Origin of the sequence: Microvirga sp. TS319, assembly GCF_041276405.1 — a bacterium.
Classification (GTDB): domain Bacteria; phylum Pseudomonadota; class Alphaproteobacteria; order Rhizobiales; family Beijerinckiaceae; genus Microvirga.
Window position 1 is genome coordinate 2,024,475 of the sequence record NZ_JBGGGT010000002.1, and the last position, 16,146, is coordinate 2,040,620.

17 protein-coding genes and 2 riboswitches are annotated in these 16,146 nt (G+C 64.2%); of the genes, 12 read left to right on the top strand and 5 right to left on the bottom strand.

The features are described 5' to 3' along the window. Window positions 1-4: 4 nt before the first annotated feature. Window positions 5-400 carry a DUF1636 family protein gene (locus tag AB8841_RS18900; protein ID WP_370437355.1) on the bottom strand — a complete coding sequence of 132 codons (396 nt, stop codon included), beginning with the start codon at window positions 398-400 and terminating at the stop codon, window positions 5-7. 178 nt (window positions 401-578) lie between these two features. Then, a riboswitch (cobalamin riboswitch) is annotated at window positions 579-768 on the bottom strand. A gap of 104 nt (window positions 769-872) precedes the next feature. Between AB8841_RS18900 and cobO the strand changes: the two genes are divergently transcribed. Together cobO and AB8841_RS18910 are read left to right on the top strand one after the other, a co-directional pair. Further along, the gene (gene cobO, locus AB8841_RS18905) at window positions 873-1,478 is read left to right on the top strand and encodes a cob(I)yrinic acid a,c-diamide adenosyltransferase (RefSeq protein WP_370437356.1); all 606 of its coding nucleotides are present in this window, start codon (window positions 873-875) and stop codon (window positions 1,476-1,478) included. An 11-nt stretch (window positions 1,479-1,489) separates the two neighbouring features. Then, window positions 1,490-2,944, top strand: coding sequence for a cobyric acid synthase (locus AB8841_RS18910; RefSeq protein ID WP_370439313.1), 1,455 nt, complete (start codon window positions 1,490-1,492; stop codon window positions 2,942-2,944). Here the strand turns inward: AB8841_RS18910 and cbiB are convergent. Next, a complete protein-coding gene (gene cbiB / locus AB8841_RS18915) occupies window positions 2,931-3,917 on the bottom strand; it encodes an adenosylcobinamide-phosphate synthase CbiB (RefSeq protein ID WP_370437357.1) in 987 nt (328 codons plus the stop codon). The two genes, AB8841_RS18910 and cbiB, sit on opposite strands and share 14 nt — an antisense overlap. 12 nt (window positions 3,918-3,929) lie before the next feature. Here cbiB and cobD point away from each other — a divergent pair, with 12 nt between their 5' ends. From cobD to AB8841_RS18940, 5 genes are all read left to right on the top strand, one after another. Next, window positions 3,930-4,976, top strand: coding sequence for a threonine-phosphate decarboxylase CobD (gene cobD, locus AB8841_RS18920; protein WP_370437358.1), 1,047 nt, complete (start codon window positions 3,930-3,932; stop codon window positions 4,974-4,976). Then, on the top strand, window positions 4,973-5,734 hold the full coding sequence (gene cobF, locus AB8841_RS18925; protein WP_370437359.1) for a precorrin-6A synthase (deacetylating): 762 nt from the start codon (window positions 4,973-4,975) through the stop codon (window positions 5,732-5,734). Before cobD ends, cobF begins: the two co-directional genes overlap by 4 nt. A gap of 30 nt (window positions 5,735-5,764) precedes the next feature. After that, a complete protein-coding gene (locus AB8841_RS18930) occupies window positions 5,765-6,043 on the top strand; it encodes a hypothetical protein (protein WP_370437360.1) in 279 nt (92 codons plus the stop codon). A 46-nt stretch (window positions 6,044-6,089) separates the two neighbouring features. Then, a riboswitch (cobalamin riboswitch) is annotated at window positions 6,090-6,288 on the top strand. A gap of 32 nt (window positions 6,289-6,320) precedes the next feature. After that, the gene (locus AB8841_RS18935) at window positions 6,321-6,506 is read left to right on the top strand and encodes a CbtB domain-containing protein (protein WP_370437361.1); all 186 of its coding nucleotides are present in this window, start codon (window positions 6,321-6,323) and stop codon (window positions 6,504-6,506) included. Between the two features lie 11 nt (window positions 6,507-6,517). After that, entirely contained in the window at window positions 6,518-7,228 is a 711-nt protein-coding gene (locus tag AB8841_RS18940) for a CbtA family protein (protein ID WP_370437362.1), read from the top strand. A gap of 183 nt (window positions 7,229-7,411) precedes the next feature. On the opposite strand, the gene AB8841_RS18945 is transcribed toward AB8841_RS18940, so the two are convergent. Next, window positions 7,412-8,314 carry a dihydrodipicolinate synthase family protein gene (locus AB8841_RS18945; RefSeq protein ID WP_370437363.1) on the bottom strand — a complete coding sequence of 301 codons (903 nt, stop codon included), beginning with the start codon at window positions 8,312-8,314 and terminating at the stop codon, window positions 7,412-7,414. A gap of 145 nt (window positions 8,315-8,459) precedes the next feature. After that, window positions 8,460-9,245, bottom strand: a complete 786-nt coding sequence (locus AB8841_RS18950; RefSeq protein WP_370437364.1) for a YggS family pyridoxal phosphate-dependent enzyme — start codon at window positions 9,243-9,245, stop codon at window positions 8,460-8,462. A 196-nt stretch (window positions 9,246-9,441) separates the two neighbouring features. On the opposite strand from AB8841_RS18950, the gene AB8841_RS18955 reads away from it, so the two are divergent. The 4 genes from AB8841_RS18955 (at window position 9,442) to AB8841_RS18970 (ending at window position 14,580) form a co-directional block, all read left to right on the top strand. Next, complete coding sequence (locus AB8841_RS18955; RefSeq protein ID WP_370437365.1) at window positions 9,442-10,917, top strand: PLP-dependent aminotransferase family protein; 1,476 nt, start codon at window positions 9,442-9,444, stop codon at window positions 10,915-10,917. A gap of 303 nt (window positions 10,918-11,220) precedes the next feature. Further along, the gene (locus AB8841_RS18960; RefSeq protein ID WP_370437366.1) at window positions 11,221-12,546 is read left to right on the top strand and encodes an ArgE/DapE family deacylase; all 1,326 of its coding nucleotides are present in this window, start codon (window positions 11,221-11,223) and stop codon (window positions 12,544-12,546) included. A 359-nt stretch (window positions 12,547-12,905) separates the two neighbouring features. Further along, window positions 12,906-13,655 carry a type I methionyl aminopeptidase gene (gene map, locus AB8841_RS18965; protein ID WP_370437367.1) on the top strand — a complete coding sequence of 250 codons (750 nt, stop codon included), beginning with the start codon at window positions 12,906-12,908 and terminating at the stop codon, window positions 13,653-13,655. Between the two features lie 154 nt (window positions 13,656-13,809). After that, entirely contained in the window at window positions 13,810-14,580 is a 771-nt protein-coding gene (locus AB8841_RS18970) for a TSUP family transporter (protein ID WP_370437368.1), read from the top strand. Window positions 14,581-14,776: 196 nt separating this feature from the next. Here the strand turns inward: AB8841_RS18970 and AB8841_RS18975 are convergent, their stop codons facing one another. Beyond that, complete coding sequence (locus AB8841_RS18975) at window positions 14,777-15,199, bottom strand: hypothetical protein (protein ID WP_370437369.1); 423 nt, start codon at window positions 15,197-15,199, stop codon at window positions 14,777-14,779. A 458-nt stretch (window positions 15,200-15,657) separates the two neighbouring features. Here AB8841_RS18975 and AB8841_RS18980 point away from each other — a divergent pair, with 458 nt between their 5' ends. Then, window positions 15,658-16,044, top strand: a complete 387-nt coding sequence (locus AB8841_RS18980) for a hypothetical protein (RefSeq protein WP_370437370.1) — start codon at window positions 15,658-15,660, stop codon at window positions 16,042-16,044. Window positions 16,045-16,146 lie beyond the last annotated feature (102 nt).

A 16,146-nucleotide genomic window follows, 5' to 3' on the forward strand; every position in this document is an offset into this window, starting at 1 on the left:
TCGATCAAGCCGCGCTGTTGGTCTTGAGAGGGGGAATGCGGGCCACGACGCCCTTCCGGAACTCCACCGGCCGCTCGCGCCAGGGCACGAGACCGTCGGAGGTTGCCGCATAGCGGCGCAACCCGTCGAGGATGGCCTCGACCGAGGTTTCGGAACTGAGATCACCGTAGACATAGGTCCAGCGCCCGGGTCCCGACACGGCGACCGTGCAGGGGCGTTTGCAGACGGAGAGGCACTCGACCGCTTCGATCCGCACCTTCGGGGCGTCCGGCCGTGCGAGTGCTTCCGTCAGCGCCTTGTGAAGGAGCGCGCCGGGCCTGAGCGCCTTGTCGTCCGGGCCGCCGGCCTCCCGGCAGGTGACGCAGACGTGCAGGCAGATCTCTTCGGAATCGGGAGCCATGGACTTCGGCTACGCCGCGCCGGGCAGGGCAATAAAGCGAGACTTGGGCAGAACGCGTACAGGCATGTATCTCTCCGTCGGGAGACCTGAAGGCCGGTTGAGCTTCCACGGACGGAACCGAACGATCGCGAATCGTTCGACTACGGTCACCGTCGGCACACCCCGTCCGATAGACCCGAGAGAAGCTGTTGACGACGGCAGGTCTCCTGGCTCACGGGTCGATGCGTTGCGCAGCCGCCTTCCCGGGACCTCTTCCCAGTGGCATGTGGAGCGCAGGCTCGCCGTTTACAGTTGCGGGGGCAGCCGCGGTGTCTCACCGCATTCCCTTTTCACCCCGTTGCCGGGGCACCGTCGTCACCATGCTTACCGGGGCGGAGGTCATCTTTCAAGCCTTCGTCCGAGGATGGGCCGGCCTTGAATTCCTCACCCGTGCTCGTCATGGTGCGGGCTTCTCGTATGGATGCAGGACCCGATGACCCCGGATGAAGAGGCGCGCCATCGCGCCAAAATGATCAAGCGCAAGGAAGTCCAGGACCGCGAGGTCGCCTCGAAGACGATCGAGAAAGGGCTTCTCATCGTCAATACCGGACCCGGCAAGGGCAAGTCGACGGCGGCCTTCGGCCTTATGCTGCGGGCCTTGGGGCGGGGCTTCAACGTCGGCGTCGTCCAGTTCATCAAGGGAGCCTGGGAAACCGGCGAGCGTCTCGCCCTGGATCGGTTCCCCGACCAGATCGAGTGGCATACCATGGGTGAGGGATTTACCTGGGAGACCCAGGACCGCGCCCGCGACGTGGCCGCCGCCGAGCGGGCCTGGAACAAGGCGCAGGAGCTGATGGCCCGCGAGGACATCGGCCTTCTGGTCCTCGACGAACTCAATATCGCCCTGCGCTACGACTACCTGCCCCTTGCCGATGTCGTCGAAGCGCTGCGGCTGCGAAGGGCGGATCTCCACATCGTCGTGACCGGGCGCAATGCCAAGCCGGAATTGATCGAAGCGGCCGATCTCGTGACGGAGATGACCCTGGTGAAGCACCATTTCGCGGCAGGCGTCAAAGCACAGGAAGGCATCGAGTACTGATGCGCGCACTCATGGTGCAGGGGACGGGCTCGAATGTGGGCAAGTCGCTCCTCGTCGCGGGCCTGTGCCGTGTCTTCGCGCGGCGCGGCCTCAAGGTCCGCCCGTTCAAGCCGCAGAACATGTCGAACAACGCGGCCGTTACCGCAGACGGCGGCGAGATCGGCCGCGCCCAGGCACTCCAGGCGCGGGCTGCGGGCGTGCCCCCGAGCGTTCACATGAATCCCGTTCTGCTCAAGCCCCAGAGCGAGATCGGCTCGCAGGTGGTGGTGCAGGGGCGTCGCGTCGGAACCGCCAAGGCCCGGGAGTATCAGTCCTGGAAGCCGCGCCTGATGGCCGCCGTGCTCGACAGCTTCGCCCGTCTCGGCGAAGAGGCGGATCTCGTCCTGGTCGAGGGCGCTGGTTCCGCATCGGAGGTCAATCTGCGCGCCGGCGATATCGCCAATATGGGCTTTGCCCGCGCCGCCGGAGTGCCGGTCGTGGTCGTCGGCGATATTGATCGGGGCGGGGTCATTGCGAGCCTTGTCGGCACGAGGGCGGTGCTCGACGAGGCGGATGCCGCTATGGTGCGCGGCTTCATCGTCAACCGTTTCCGGGGAGACCCGGCACTGTTCGATGACGGAATGCGCTTCATCGCGGAGCGCACCGGCTGGTCCGCGCTCGGGCTCGTTCCGCATTTTCCCGATGCCGCGCGCCTTCCGGCGGAGGATGGCCTCGGCCTTCGTCGGGCCGGAGCCGGGCCGGGCGAAGGCTCCGTTCTGATCGCCGTGCCGGTGACGCCGAGGATCTCCAATTTCGATGATCTCGATCCCCTGCGCGAAGAGCCGGGCGTCCAGGTCGCCCTGATCGAGGCCGGTGAACCCCTTCCGGCGCAGGCGGCGCTCGTCCTCCTGCCCGGCTCCAAGACCACCATCGACGATCTGCTGTTCATCCGCGCCCAGGGATGGGACATCGACATCAAGGCCCATCTCCGCCGGGGCGGACGGGTCCTCGGCCTGTGCGGCGGCTATCAGATGCTGGGACGGCGGATCGACGATCCGTTCGGGATCGAGGGAGAGGCAGGCCGTTCCGTGGAGGGGCTGGGGCTTCTCGACGTGGCGAGCACGCTCACGGAAACGAAACGCCTTGAGGCCGTCACGGGAGCGACGATCCCGGACGGGATTCCGTTGTCGGGATATGAGATGCATGTGGGCGAGACGTCGCGGCAGGGCGTATCGGTGCAGGCCTTCGCTCGGCTGGAGGATGGTCGCCTCGACGGCGCCGTCTCGGCGGACGGGCGGGTGACGGGAACCTACGTCCACGGATTGTTCGCCGACGACCGTCAAAGAGCCCATTGGCTGCGGCTTCTCGGAGCCGAGCCGAGCGATCTCGCCTACGAGGCGCTCGTGGACGACATCCTCGACCGCTTCGCCGACCATCTCGAGAAACACCTGGATTGCGAACGGCTTCTGGAACTCAGCGTGCGCTAAGCCAAATCGCTACCAGAATGGCCAGGGCCAGGCCGAAGAGCAGGATGCAGGCCGTTCGATAAAGGACGAGGGCCCGGTCGATGTCCTGCGCCGTCGCTTCGGCACGTCCGTCGCCCATCCACCGGTCTTGGACGCGCACATTCCCATAGATGCGCGGTCCGGCAAGCCGCAGGCCGAGAGCGCCCGCCATCGCGGCCTCGGGCCATCCGGCATTGGGGGACCGGTGATGGCGAGCGTCCCGAAACAGGGCGCGCAGAGCTCCACGCGGCGAGGCGTTCCGGTTCAGGGCGGCGGCGATGACGATGAGAAGGGCGGTCAGGCGCGAGGCCGGCAGGTTCACCAGGTCGTCGAAGCGGGCGGCTGCCCAGCCGAAGGCCTCGTGTCGGGGCGTGCGGTGCCCGATCATGCTGTCGGCCGTGTTCGCGGCCTTGTAGAGAACGGCGCCGGTCGGGCCGCCGATGCCGAGCCAGAAAGCGGGGGCAACGATGCCGTCGGAAAAGTTCTCGGCAAGGCTCTCGATGGCGGCGCGCGAGACCCCGGCCTCGTCCAGGCTTTGCGGGTTTCGCCCGACGATCATCGAGACGGCCGCGCGCCCGCCTTCGATCCCGTGCTCCCGCAATCCTGTCGAGACGGCCGCCACATGCTCATGAAGGCTGCGCTGCGCCAGAAGGCTGCTGGCCAGAACCGCAAGAGCGCAGAGGCCGATCGGGCCCGTCGCTGCGAGCGCGAATTGCACGGACCAAGCCGTAAGGCCGGTTACGGCGAGGAGCAGCAGAAGAGCGAGGAGGCCTGCGGCGCGGCGTCGCCAGGGGCTCCATGTTTCGCGGTTGAATGAGCGGTCGAGCGCCTTGATCAGCCTCCCGATCCAGGTGACGGGGTGCCCGATCCGCGTATAAAGACGGCCGGGATAGCCGAATGCGGCCTCCACCGCGAGGGCGAGGACCAGAACCAGGAAGCTATCGGACCATGACATGGGTTGAATCGAATGGTTGAGACACGGATCCTGCACGGCGGAAATCTTGGAGAAGCCCAAAGGCTCTTTCCCGATGCGCCCGAGCCGTGGGTGGACCTGTCGACGGGAATCAACCCCATAGCGTATCCCCTGCCTGCCTTGCCAGCGTCCTCGTTCGAGCGGCTGCCTTCGCCTGACGCTCACGCGGATCTGGAAGCGGCCGCCGCCGAGGCCTATGGAGCGACGGACACGGCGGCACTCGTGGCCGCTCCGGGCACGCAGATCCTCATCAGTCTCCTGCCGCACCTGCGGTCGCGCTCGAAGGTTGCCGTCCTGGGCCCGACCTATGCCGAGCACGCGCATGCCTGGCGCGGAGCGGGGCATGAGGTGGAGGAAATCGTCTCGCCCGATGACGGGCAGGAGGCGGATGTTCTCGTCGTCGTCAATCCCAACAACCCCGACGGCCGGGTCCTTCCGCGGCGGACGCTGGTCGATCTGGCGGCACGGCTTCATCGACGCGGCGGCTGGCTCGTGGTGGACGAAGCCTTCGCCGATTTCGATTCCGGTGAAACGCTCGTGCCGTCTCTCCCCGACGGGACCATCGTTCTGCGCTCGTTCGGCAAGACTTACGGCCTTGCCGGTGTACGATTGGGATTTGCCGTCGCGCAGCCTGCCATGGCCGGCCTCCTGCGGGAAGCGCTCGGGCCCTGGGCGGTGACCGGGCCTGCGATCGAGGTGGGGAGATTGGCTTTGCGGGACAATCGATGGCGGCTTGCCGCCGCCGCGACCCGGGCGAGGGATGCCGGTCGCCTCGACACGCTCCTGCGGGAGGCGCTCGGAACGGCCTCTCTGGGAACGACGCTCTATCGGATGGTCGAGAGCCCTGCCGCGGCAAGCCTGTTCACCCATCTCGGAGAGCGTGGAATCTGGATCCGGCGTTTCAGGGACAATCCGAATCGCCTGCGCTTCGGCCTGCCGGGCTCCGACGAGGACTGGTTGCGCCTGGAAGCGGCCTTTGCCAGTTTCGCCGGACGGAGCACGAGCGCCGCGCCTCCCCGTCGCGAAGAGGGCCTCGCATGAGAAAGATTTACGTCATCGGCCTCGGGTCGGGAAATCCCGATCACATGACCATTCAGGCCATCAAGGCGCTCAACGAGGTCGACGTTTTCTTCATGGTCGACAAGGGAGCGGCTGCCGGCGAACTCGTCGATGTGCGCGAGGAGATCTGCCGGCGCTTCATTGAGGATCCCGATTACCGCATCGTGCGCGCCCGAAATCCCGCGCGCGATGCCCGATCGGCGGATTACCGGCACGGCGTCGAGGAATGGCACCGGGCGAGGGCCGCCGTGTTCGAGGGCCTCATCCGCGACGAACTGGGGCCCGACGAATGCGGCGCATTCCTCGTCTGGGGCGATCCCGCGCTCTACGACAGCACGATCAGAATCCTCCAGCACGTCCTGGCGCAGGGCGAAGTGAGCTTCGAATACGACGTGATACCGGGCATCAGCAGCGTTCAGGCGCTGGCAGCCGCCCATAAGATCCCTTTGAACAATATCGGCGAGGCGGTTCACATCACGACGGGACGCAAGCTCGCCGAAGGCCGCACGGGCGATGCCGACAGCATCGTGGTCATGCTCGACGGCGAGAACAGCTTCAAGTCGGCCCCGGCCAGGGACACGCATATCTACTGGGGGGCTTATGTCGGGATGCCGGATGAGACGATCATCGCAGGCCCCGTGGAAGAGGTTGCAGACCGGATCGAGGAGGTCCGTCGGAGCCTTCGGGAGAAGAAGGGCTGGATCATGGACATCTATCTCCTGAAGAGGGGCGGTGCATGAGTGCCCCGAAGTCGGATATTCCGAGGCGACATGGCGCCTGACGACGCGACATGGCGGCACGACGTCGATGCCCTGGTGTTCCGGCCACGTGGGCACAAGGGCGGCTGCTTCATCCACCGGCTGGCATTCCGCTCCTTGAGCGGGGAGGGCGGCCGGGATATCTGCGAGGCCTATTTCCGGACGAATCGGGAAGTCTTCGAACGGGCCGCGCAGGTCAAGATGAGCCGGGCCAACATGCCGGCGGAGCAGAATTTCCACCTGACGAGCCGCGATATCCGGAGGGCCTTCGCGATGGTTGACGCCCCATGAGGGAGAGCTCGGTCCGCTTTCGCGCCCTTGTGGTTTGATGAAAGAGGGTTATAGCTAAGATGCCGGTCCCTTTTTTGGGATAGCAAGGGAATACGGTGCGGGCGTCCTTCGCCCCATGCCGTGGCTGCCCCCGCAACTGTAGGCGGAGAGCGGTCCTCGCTGCGCCACTGGGACAACCCCGGGAAGGCAAGAGGAAGCGCGCTGATCCGTGAGCCAGGAGACCTGCCGGCGTCGATAAACCTCTCGAAGTCCTCGGGTGGAGGACAAAGGACAGCCCATGAGCACTCAGCAGACCACGTTTCCGATTCAGTCGTCGGCCACCGCTACGTCCCGGCTCGCGCAGATCGGCCTTGCCGCATTCCTCGGTCTCTTCGTCGTCGGGATCGCCGGATTCTCGCAGATCGAGGCCATCCACAATGCGGCGCACGACGTTCGCCACTCGCTCGCGTTCCCTTGCCACTAGGGGCGTGAGCGATGGCAATCTTCCGTAACATCGTCTTCATCGCGGCCCTTGCAGGTCTTGCGGCGGGCCTCGCGATGACGGCCATGCAATATGCCGGCATCGTTCCCCTGATCCTGAAAGCGGAGACCTTCGAGGGCGCCGTGCCTGCCCACGATCATGCCGCCGCGCCGAACGCGGCGGCTGTGCCTCACACGCATGATCACGGCGACGAGGGTTGGGCGCCGGAGGACGGCTTCGAGCGCTCCGCCTATACGGCTCTCGCCAATGTCGTGACGGCCATCGGCTTCGCGCTTCTGCTCGTGGCCGCCTCGGAATTGAGGGGCGGGTTGACCGGCTGGCGCCAGGGAATCTTCTGGGGTCTGGCGGGATTTGCGGTGTTCACGCTCGCGCCCGGCCTCGGGCTTCCGCCCGAACTCCCGGCCATGCCCGCTGCGGAACTCGGTCAGCGTCAGGTCTGGTGGGTTGCAACGGTTCTGGCGACCGGCATCGGGCTCGCCATTCTCGCCTTCAGGCAATCCCTGCCGCTTGCCGTGCTGGCCGTCGCGCTCATCGTGGCTCCGCATCTCGTGGGCGCGCCTCAACCCGAGAGCTTCGAGACTCCCGTCCCGCATGCATTGGCGCATGATTTCATCGTCATGGCGTCGGTGACCAGCCTCGTTTTCTGGGTCGTTCTCGGCGGGGTTGCCGGTTTCGCGCGTTCGCGGGTTCAACGAATTGCATGAAGTTGCGGGCGCTCCGGCGCCCGCAATCGCTCTCCAGACTTCGCACAGCGCCTCGCACAGCGCCTCTGGAACATCGCATCGTTCCTGCGAAAAACCGGCTCCAGTTTTTCGCACGATCCGCTCCAGCATCGGACACGGGAAGTGGAGCGGCGCCCTTCCTGCCATGGGGAGGGGAGGGACCGATCATGCGAGGATATCCACCGGAAGGCGCGCCAGCGTGTCGGCGACCTGACGTTTCGCCGGGGCGGCAAGCGGCAGGATGGGCCGTGGCGGCTCGGTGCGGCAGATCCCTAAGAGGTCGGCGAGCGCATAGACCACGCGAAGGCTCGAATACTGCCTGAACAATTCCCAAAGCGGTTCAAGCATGCCGTCGAGCCGATGTGCCTCGGCGGCATCGCCCTGTTGGGCGGCCCTGACGATCTTCAGGCATACACCCGGCAACAGGCCGCCGAGGACGCTGTACCACGTGTCGGCACCGGCGATCATGGTCTCTGCCGCCGTCCAATCCGCACTGCACCCGATCGAGAAGCCTTTCGGGACGGTTCCGCGCTGTCCGGCAAGGTGCTTCGCCGTCTCATCCGCGCCGACGCCGGGGTTCTTGATCGCAACGATTCCGGGCACCCCAGCGAGGCGGCCGACGAGTTCCGAAGTAAACTTGAAATGCGTCGTGCCCGGATTGTCATAGATCACGATCGGCAGTCCGCTGCCGTACGCCACAGCCGAGAAATGCTCGAACACCTCGTCGTCGGTGAGCGGCGTATATGACGCCGCCGAGAGCAGGCCCGCCGCCGCACCGATGTCCTTGGCGTCCCGGGCGAGCGCAACCGCCTCGTCGGTGCGCAATGCGCCGATCCCGGCAATGACCGGAACCCGGCCGGAGGATTCGGCGAGCGCTGCGTCAATGGCTCGGCGTCTCTCGTCGCGGGTCAGGTACATGTAGATGCCTGTGCTGCCGAGCAGGCCGATGGAATCGACGTCGGCGGCAACGAGGCGGCCCACCAGCCTTCGCAGCGCGGCGGTGTCAATGCGGCCGGTATCGTCGGCAGGGGTGATCGGGAAGGCGGACAGGCCGCTGGGAAACCTCATGATGCAACGTCCATGGTTCTGACGGATAGGAAGGGATAGCCGTCGGTCGGCATATTCTCGGTTGCTTCACACACCGCATTGGTATTGGGATCGCGATCGTCGTGACATACATTCCCTGGCAGGCCCCGGATGGCGGTCATCCACATCACGCGTTGCCCTCGAGGCCCGGCCAGTAATGGCCGTCGGGAGTAGGACGCCGACCGAAGATGGCCTGGCCGACGCGCACGACGGTTGCCCCTTCCTGGATCGCTTCCTCATAGTCGCCGGACATGCCCATGGACAATTCCGTCAGCGCGCCGTTGCGCCTGACGGCCTCGTCGCGCAGCCGGCGCAACAGGGCAAAGCATGGCCGCACCTTCGCCATGTCGGAGCTGAACAGCGCAAGGGTCATCAATCCACGCGGCTTCAGCCGCGGGAACCTGCCCAGGGAGTCGACGAACGGCAGGAGCGCATCCGGGTGGAGGCCGAACTTGGTCTCTTCTCCGGAGGTGTTGACCTGCACATAAACGTCGAGGAAGCGGTCCTCGCGCTCCAACCGTTCGTTGAGGAGATCGGCCAGCCGCAGGCTGTCGAGCGCGTGGAACTCACGGGCGAATCGGGCCAGGGACTTGACCTTGTTCGTCTGGAGATGTCCGACGATGCTCCAGTCGATGGCGAGATCGCCCAAGGCCTCGCGCTTCGAAACAGCCTCCTGGATCTTGTTCTCGCCGAACGAGGACATGCCGGCTTCGAAGGCGAACCGCAGGATATGGGCCGGTACCGTCTTCGTGATCGGAAGGAGTCGCACGGAGGCGCGCTCCCGTCCGGCACGAGCGCAGGCGCATGCGATGCGCTTCTCGACCGATGCCAGGTTGGCGCGGAAGGAGGAGAGCGGGTCGGAGCCGAAGCGTTCGATATCTTCGGGCGAAAGCGTCGCGTTGTCGTGTGTCACGATGCCTCCATCGTTTGCCGCAGGGGTGAATGGCACGCGCGGTAAAGCCGAGATCATCGCGGATGCGCGGTGCATTCTGGCAGTCTGTTTAAGATTGCATGACATTGCTGCTCATGGACCCACGGAGCCCTCTAGGAATTCCCTTCGAATAGCCGCAGACTGGACCATACAGAACGTCCAGTTTGCAGCAAAATAGATGGTCCAGTCGAGAAAAAGCAGCGGATACCCCCAGGCCATCGGAGCGCGGCAGATCTACGAAGCGCTTCGCGACCAGATCCTCGGCGGGGTGTTCGGTGCGGATGGGCCGTTGCCGTCGTCGCGCGCCCTCGCGCTCGAGCTGGGCGTCTCCAGGACGACGGTCACAGCCGCCCATGAACAACTGCTGGCCGAAGGTTTCATAACGGTCCGCCAGGGGAGGCGGCCCCGTGTCGCGTCGGCTGTGGTCGACAGGGACGTATGCGGCAAACCATCGAAGCGCGTGCGGCCGATCCGTCTTTCTGCCTATGGAGAGCGTATTCGCACCGCGCCGCCATGGGGCAGGACAGAGGCCGGCAAGCTGGTCGCCGACTTCCGCTACGGCGATCTCGCGCCATCGGATTTCCCGACGGCCATCTGGAAACGCGCGATCAACGCGGCCATGGCACAGCGACCGGAGCGCCTGACCTATGGCGATCCTCAGGGGTCGCGACGGCTGCGCATGGCCTTGCAGGGGTATCTCTGGCGATCCCGGACGCTGCGCTGCGATCCGGAGCAGATCATCATCGTCAACGGCTCGCAGCAGGGGCTGGACCTTTGCGCCCGCCTGTTCCTCGACCCAGGCGACCGCTTCGTGATCGAGAATCCATGCTATGCCATGGCTCGGCAGATCTTCGCTGCGACTGGTGCCTCACCGGTCCCGATTGCCGTCGATGACGATGGGCTGAGGACGGATCTGCTGGCCGGCACCGGCGCGCGGCTGGCCTATGTGACGCCCTCGCATCAGTTCCCGCTCGGAGGCGTGATGCCGATCTCGCGCCGCAACCGGCTGATTGAATGGGCGCGGCAGCACGACGCCTATGTGATCGAGGACGATTACGACAGCGAGTACCGCTACGACATCAATCCAGTTCCGCCGCTGCACGGATTGGAGGGCAGTGACAATGTCATCTACCTTGGGACCATCTCCAAGACACTCTCGCCGACCCTGCGGATCGGCTATCTGGTCGTCCCTCACGGCTTGCAGGATGCCTTCGCACGAGCAAAGCAATTGACCGACAGACATTCGCCCCCCGCCGAGCAGGAGGCATTGGCATCGCTCATCGAAGGCGGTGTCTATGAAAGCCATGTGCGCCGCATGCGCCGCCTCAATGGCGAACGGCGCCGGACGCTCCTCACTATGCTGAACGTGACGTTCGGGGGCAGAATCGCCGTCGAGGGAGCGAATGCCGGGCTGCACATCGTCGTGCGGTTCATGGACGTGCCGCAACACCTCGAGCCCGCCCTCATCGAGACGGCGCGTCGCGTCGGAGTTGGCGTGCATTCCATCACGCCGCTCTACGATTCGGGTGCGGACGCTGTCCGCATCGATCACGCCAGCCTCATGCTGGGATATTCCGCCCTGGACACACGGCAGATCGAGAGAGGCGTCCATCTGCTGGCCGAGGCCATCGGGCGGGTGCGGGCGCTCGCTTGAACGGCGCGCCTCTTGCCCGCGTGCAACATCTCAACGAAGTTTCCGTCGCGAGAAGATGTTACACTTAACGCATTCTCAAGAGCGATTTTACAGAGAGTTTCTCGGACTACCGGGATGAGAAAAGAGATATTCTCTGCTGGCTTGCTGATCTACCGAGAGCCTTTCGCTTGAGGAAACATTAACTTCGGGAAGACGATCTTCCTTGCCCCGCAGCAGAGGTCGGCTCCCGAGAGCAAGGCATTTCAGCGGGGCATCCGAGCCTGAACGGGCGGAAAACCGTATAACTCTTGTGGTTCCTGAACGATGACAATGATTCAGCAGGAAATGCGCGATCGCATTCTCAAGGCCGCCGAGGCGAAGTTCGACGCTCAGATCGAATTTCTATCCGATCTCGTTCGGCATCAATCCCTCCGAGGGCAGGAAACCGCCGTCCAGGAGCTCGTCGAGGCTGCACTTCTCGCACGCAGCTACGAGGTCAGTCGTCTGCCGATCGATCCTGCGCTGATCGGCACGCACCCCGCATTCTCTCCAGCGACCATGGACTTGAGCGGCTCGTGGAACCTGATCGGAACCCGCAACCCGCACGAAGTCGAAGGCCGCTCGCTGATCCTCAACGCCCATGTCGACGTCGTCCCCGCGGGCGACCCGGCCCGCTGGCAATACCCGCCCTTCGAACCGATCCGGAACGGGGACTGGCTCTATGGGCGCGGTTCGGGTGATATGAAGGCCGGTCTGTCAGCCGCGATTTTCGCGCTCGACGCCATCGATGCGGCGGGCCTCGAACTCGCGGCACCGGTCCAGATTCACTCGGTCATCGAGGAGGAAATCACCGGGAACGGGGCTGCCATGGCGCTGGCCGACGGCCGTCTGGCCGATCTGGTTCTGATCCCTGAACCGACCGATGAGAAGCTCGTCCGGGCCAATTCCGGCGTCATCAAGTTCGGTATCACCGTATATGGAACCCCGGCGCACCCGCGCGAGGTCAGCAGCGGCGTCAGCGCAATCGAGGCAGCGATCCGGCTGATGGGCCTTCTGAAGAAGCTGGAGGCACGATGGAACGCCGAGCAGGCCGAACGCGCATTCTTCAAGGACGTTGAAAACCCCGCTGCCCTCACCATCGGGACGATCTCCGGCGGCGAATGGATCGCATCGGTTCCATCCAGCTGCAGGTTCGAAGGGCGCATCGGCTTTTATCCGGGTGACGATCCGCAAGCGCGTGCAAGAGAATTCGAAGACTTCATTGCCAGCGAGATTGCGGACGATCCTCTCCTGTCCCGTGGCCCGGCCCCGACTGTCGAATGGGTTGGCGTCATGCACGCGGGTTACGTTCTCGCACCCGGATCGGATGCCGAGGCGATGTTGGCCGATGCCCATCGGCTCGCCCACCCGTCGCGAAGGGAGCCGCTCGAGTCCTACGTGATGGCCTGTTACCTGGACGCCGCCGTCTACTCGGTCCACGCGGGAATACCGTCTCTCGTTTACGGGCCGGTGACCGAGAATATTCACGCGGTCGACGAGCGCGTATCCCTGTCGTCTCTTTTGCGGACGACGAAGACCATCGCCTTGTTCGCGGCCTCCTGGTGCGGTGTCCGTATGAAGGTCGGTACGATTGGCGAAGCCGGGCAATGATCCTACGCAGAACGAACCGACGAGAGGACGGCATGCCTATCTGCTGGGCTCGGCCACGTTCCCGGTCGCTTTCCGTTCAGCGTGCGGGTCCCACCGAGCCCGTCCGGTTTAAGCGTATTGTTTTCGACGCCCTGAGGCAAAGTTCCGCGAACTGGGCTCACACTCCCGTTTGTCAGTCGGGTTCATAAGCGCTAGAGCATCGGACGCGGGAAGTGGATTTGCACGTTTGGGTTTGCATCCGACGCGCCCTTCTTGGACAGAGCGCATCGTCTGCTGCGAAAAACCGGGTCCACTTTTCGCTGGCGCGGCCCCCCGGGTCCGCACGATGCGCTAGGTCCCGGCTTTCGGAAGAGCCCGATATGACAATCTCGAATGAAAACGACCTCGACTGCCTGAAGGAGGTCGGGCGTATCGTCGCCAACACCCTTGAGGCGATGGGACAAGCCCTCGAGCCGGGCATGACCACCTCGGACCTCGACCAGATCGGGCGAAAGCTCCTGGAATCGGCCGGGGCGCGACCGGCTCCGGAACTGGCCTACGCCTTTCCCGGGGCGACCTGCATCAGCGTGAACGAAGAGATCGCCCACGGCATCCCGGGGACCAGGCGGATCGAGCGGGGCGATCTGGTCAACATCGACGTTTCAGCCGAGAAGAACGGCTTCTTTGCGGATACGGGAGCCTCCTTCGCGGTTCCTCCCGTCACCCGTGCGATCGAACGTCTTTGCCGGGACGGTCGGCGGGCCATGTGGACGGGCCTGCGGCAGGTTGGGGCCGGCAAACCGATTGCCGGCATCGGTCAAGCCATCGGGAGCTTCGCGCAGAAGAACGGTTACACCCTGGTCAGAAATCTTGCCAGTCACGGCGTCGGCTTGTCGCTCCATGAGGAGCCGACGGAGATCGCAACATGGCCCGACCGCTCCGAACGTCGCATCATGAGCGATGGCCTGGTGTTTACCGTCGAACCCTTCCTGTCCTTGGGCGCGGAGTGGGCCGAGGATGGCGATGATCCATGGACTCTCTATAGCAGCCCCAAGGCCCCAACCGTTCAGTACGAACATACCGTTGTCGCAACCCGAAGCGGACCTTTGATCGTGACAATGGCCGGTTGAGACCATCCAGGCCGGGGTCAGACATTTCCCTGTTCCGTACACGGACTTGCACGCCTCCCGGTGGGCCCGCCGATGCTCCGTCGGGCCGCGCAGCCGTTCAATCACGCGGGCTCCATTTCCGGGTTGTTCGCCAGCTTGAGGAAGACCACGAAGTATGTCGCTTTCGGTGCTGATCGGTTTCTTGATCCTGACGGGCGCGGCTGCGTATGCGCAAACACTGACGGGCTTCGCCTTCGGCCTTATCACCATGGGCGGGGTCGGCCTCACGGGGCTTCTGTCTCTGCCCGATGCGGCAATGATCGTGAGCATGCTGACCCTTGTGAATGCCACACAGATGCTTCTGAAGGGCTGGCGCGATGTGGCGTGGTCTCAGTTCCGCCTCGTCATGATGGCGAGCGTTCCGATGCTCTTTGTCGGCTACTGGTTGCTGGAATGGCTGGCTGGGAGCCATGTCGATCTTCTGCGCCTCGTCCTCGGTCTGGTGATCGTCGTCTCGAGCCTGCAACTGGCACGAAAGCCCGAGCCGCTTCCGGAGCGATCCGGCAAGGGATCATTCCTGTTTTTCGGCGGAATTGCTGGTCTGATGGGCGGGATGTTCTCAACCGCCGGTCCGCCGCTCGTCTATCATTTCTACCGTCAGCCGATGCCGCTAGTGAAGGTGCGCGAAACCCTGGTGACGGTTTTCGCCCTGAACGCGGTGTTCCGCATCGGTCTTGTGGCGGTCTCCGGCAATATTCCATCGAATTCGACCCTGTCCGGGCTCGTGGCCATTCCGGCCGTGATGGGCGCAACTTACGCTGCTCGCCGCTGGCCGCCGCCATTGTCGCCTGCCACGATGCGACGCATCGTGTTCCTCCTCCTGTTCCTCTCAGGCATTTCTCTCATTGCACCGGCCGTCATTCATCTTTGGGGAGGTCATTCATGACAGGCTGGAACGGTTGCTACAGCATCGGGTGTGAAACCGAACCCATATCCGATGCTGTAAGTCTCTGTTTTTGAGCATCTTTTCACGCAAAACCGGGTTCCACCTTTGCGTGCGATGCCGTATAGGCCAAGTTTGACTCATCCCAGCGCTCGGCCGATCTCGTCAGGATATGGGCAAGGCCGTTCCGGGCAGGGATCTAGGGCTCCGGTCGACGGGCAAGACACGGATCCAGAACGACAAAGTTCGCGGCCATTTTGCGATAGCTTCCGGTCAGGATCACGATCTCGCCGACCTTCAGGTCGTTCGTGCTGTACGTCACGCAGAGGACCTTCGCGTCCGGCTCAGTGCAGATTCCCATATAGGCGAGCACCCCGTCGAAGTGCACAAGGCTGAGAGCCCCGACCGCACTGAAGTCGATCCGGTCCAATCCGGGCGGGGTTGGCACGTCTCGGATCACATCTTTGATCTCGGAGCAGCGGGCGGGGCTCCCGGGGATCGTCTCGGCAGGGGCGAACGGGCCCTCATCCAGTCTGCCTTGCCCCAATGCGGCTTGAATCGGCGTAGTGATTGCCGTCAGCGTGAGAAGAACGGAAAAGCCTGTTTGAAGCATATGTCTCATCTGCTGTCCTTATCGCACAAGGCAACGGATTGTTCGAGCGGCCTGGTTCGGCGCGTCGACGGATGCTCGGCATGCCGGATGGGCTGTCCAGCACCGTCAGGATCTGATGTCCGGCCTTCACACGGGCCGGAATGGGATCGTTCTTGTTCGCCAGCATCGGAGTCTCACGAACGGGGAATTGCCCCCTCATCGAGCTGTGTCTTCTGATCGACAGCAACCGGGCCGATGTGGCAGGTGATGGCCCGGACCTCGCCCGATGCTTCGGCAACGTCAAGCCCGATATCAGGGGAGCCGAAGGAAGGCGGCGTAGCCGAGCCGCCTTCGGTTTCGTTAAATTTGCCATTCCTTAACCATGTCCGGTCGAAGATGGCCGTTGCCGAAAGGCTGGCGGGGACGGCGCGGATGGACCGCCTCCTCGCCTTTCTTGTTTCCACCGCATCTGACCGAAGGAGCAATGCGTGAACGGGGCTCTCAGACAGCGCATTGGCGAAAGGGTCAGCGCCCTCAAGATTTCCTGGCGACGGGCATCCTTGGAGGCGGGACTCGAGGCGGGCTTCATCCAGGATATCATCACCGGACGCTCCAGCGATCCGGGGGAGGAATCCCTTGCAAACCTCGCAGCCGTGCTCAAATGCACTCCAGCCTATCTTCTGGGGCACAGCGATGAACTCACAGGAGGGGCGGGACCTGCTCACGGCATAGTGGATCCCTTGGCCCCGGAGGCCAGCCAGCGCCCTGATGCTGTCATGGCTCTCAGGATTGTCGATGAGTTGCTCACCGGAGGGCATGTCGATGCTGCCCGCCTTGCCGTCAGGCGAGCCCTCAAGTCGATAGCGGTCTCATAGAGATGTTTCCACCGAGGTGGAACCAGCTCCTATCTTTGGGCTGCTGCATTCTTTGATGGCGAACCGGTTCCACTTCGCCGAAAAATGCTCCAGGCACCTGCG

What these genes read in the sequence shown, in the direction of transcription:
- map (WP_370437367.1), top strand. Translation starts at nt 12,906, where the DNA reads ATGACAATCTCGAATGAAAACGACCTCGACTGCCTGAAGGAGGTCGGG.
- AB8841_RS18970 (WP_370437368.1), top strand. Translation starts at nt 13,810, where the DNA reads ATGTCGCTTTCGGTGCTGATCGGTTTCTTGATCCTGACGGGCGCGGCT.
- cobD (WP_370437358.1), top strand. Translation starts at nt 3,930, where the DNA reads ATGGTTGAGACACGGATCCTGCACGGCGGAAATCTTGGAGAAGCCCAA.
- AB8841_RS18935 (WP_370437361.1), top strand. Translation starts at nt 6,321, where the DNA reads ATGAGCACTCAGCAGACCACGTTTCCGATTCAGTCGTCGGCCACCGCT.
- AB8841_RS18910 (WP_370439313.1), top strand. Translation starts at nt 1,490, where the DNA reads ATGGTGCAGGGGACGGGCTCGAATGTGGGCAAGTCGCTCCTCGTCGCG.
- AB8841_RS18930 (WP_370437360.1), top strand. Translation starts at nt 5,765, where the DNA reads ATGGCGCCTGACGACGCGACATGGCGGCACGACGTCGATGCCCTGGTG.
- AB8841_RS18960 (WP_370437366.1), top strand. Translation starts at nt 11,221, where the DNA reads ATGACAATGATTCAGCAGGAAATGCGCGATCGCATTCTCAAGGCCGCC.
- cobO (WP_370437356.1), top strand. Translation starts at nt 873, where the DNA reads ATGACCCCGGATGAAGAGGCGCGCCATCGCGCCAAAATGATCAAGCGC.
- cbiB (WP_370437357.1), bottom strand. Translation starts at nt 3,917, where the DNA reads ATGTCATGGTCCGATAGCTTCCTGGTTCTGGTCCTCGCCCTCGCGGTG.
- AB8841_RS18940 (WP_370437362.1), top strand. Translation starts at nt 6,518, where the DNA reads ATGGCAATCTTCCGTAACATCGTCTTCATCGCGGCCCTTGCAGGTCTT.
- AB8841_RS18955 (WP_370437365.1), top strand. Translation starts at nt 9,442, where the DNA reads ATGGTCCAGTCGAGAAAAAGCAGCGGATACCCCCAGGCCATCGGAGCG.
- AB8841_RS18900 (WP_370437355.1), bottom strand. Translation starts at nt 400, where the DNA reads ATGGCTCCCGATTCCGAAGAGATCTGCCTGCACGTCTGCGTCACCTGC.
- cobF (WP_370437359.1), top strand. Translation starts at nt 4,973, where the DNA reads ATGAGAAAGATTTACGTCATCGGCCTCGGGTCGGGAAATCCCGATCAC.
- AB8841_RS18975 (WP_370437369.1), bottom strand. Translation starts at nt 15,199, where the DNA reads ATGAGACATATGCTTCAAACAGGCTTTTCCGTTCTTCTCACGCTGACG.
- AB8841_RS18945 (WP_370437363.1), bottom strand. Translation starts at nt 8,314, where the DNA reads ATGAGGTTTCCCAGCGGCCTGTCCGCCTTCCCGATCACCCCTGCCGAC.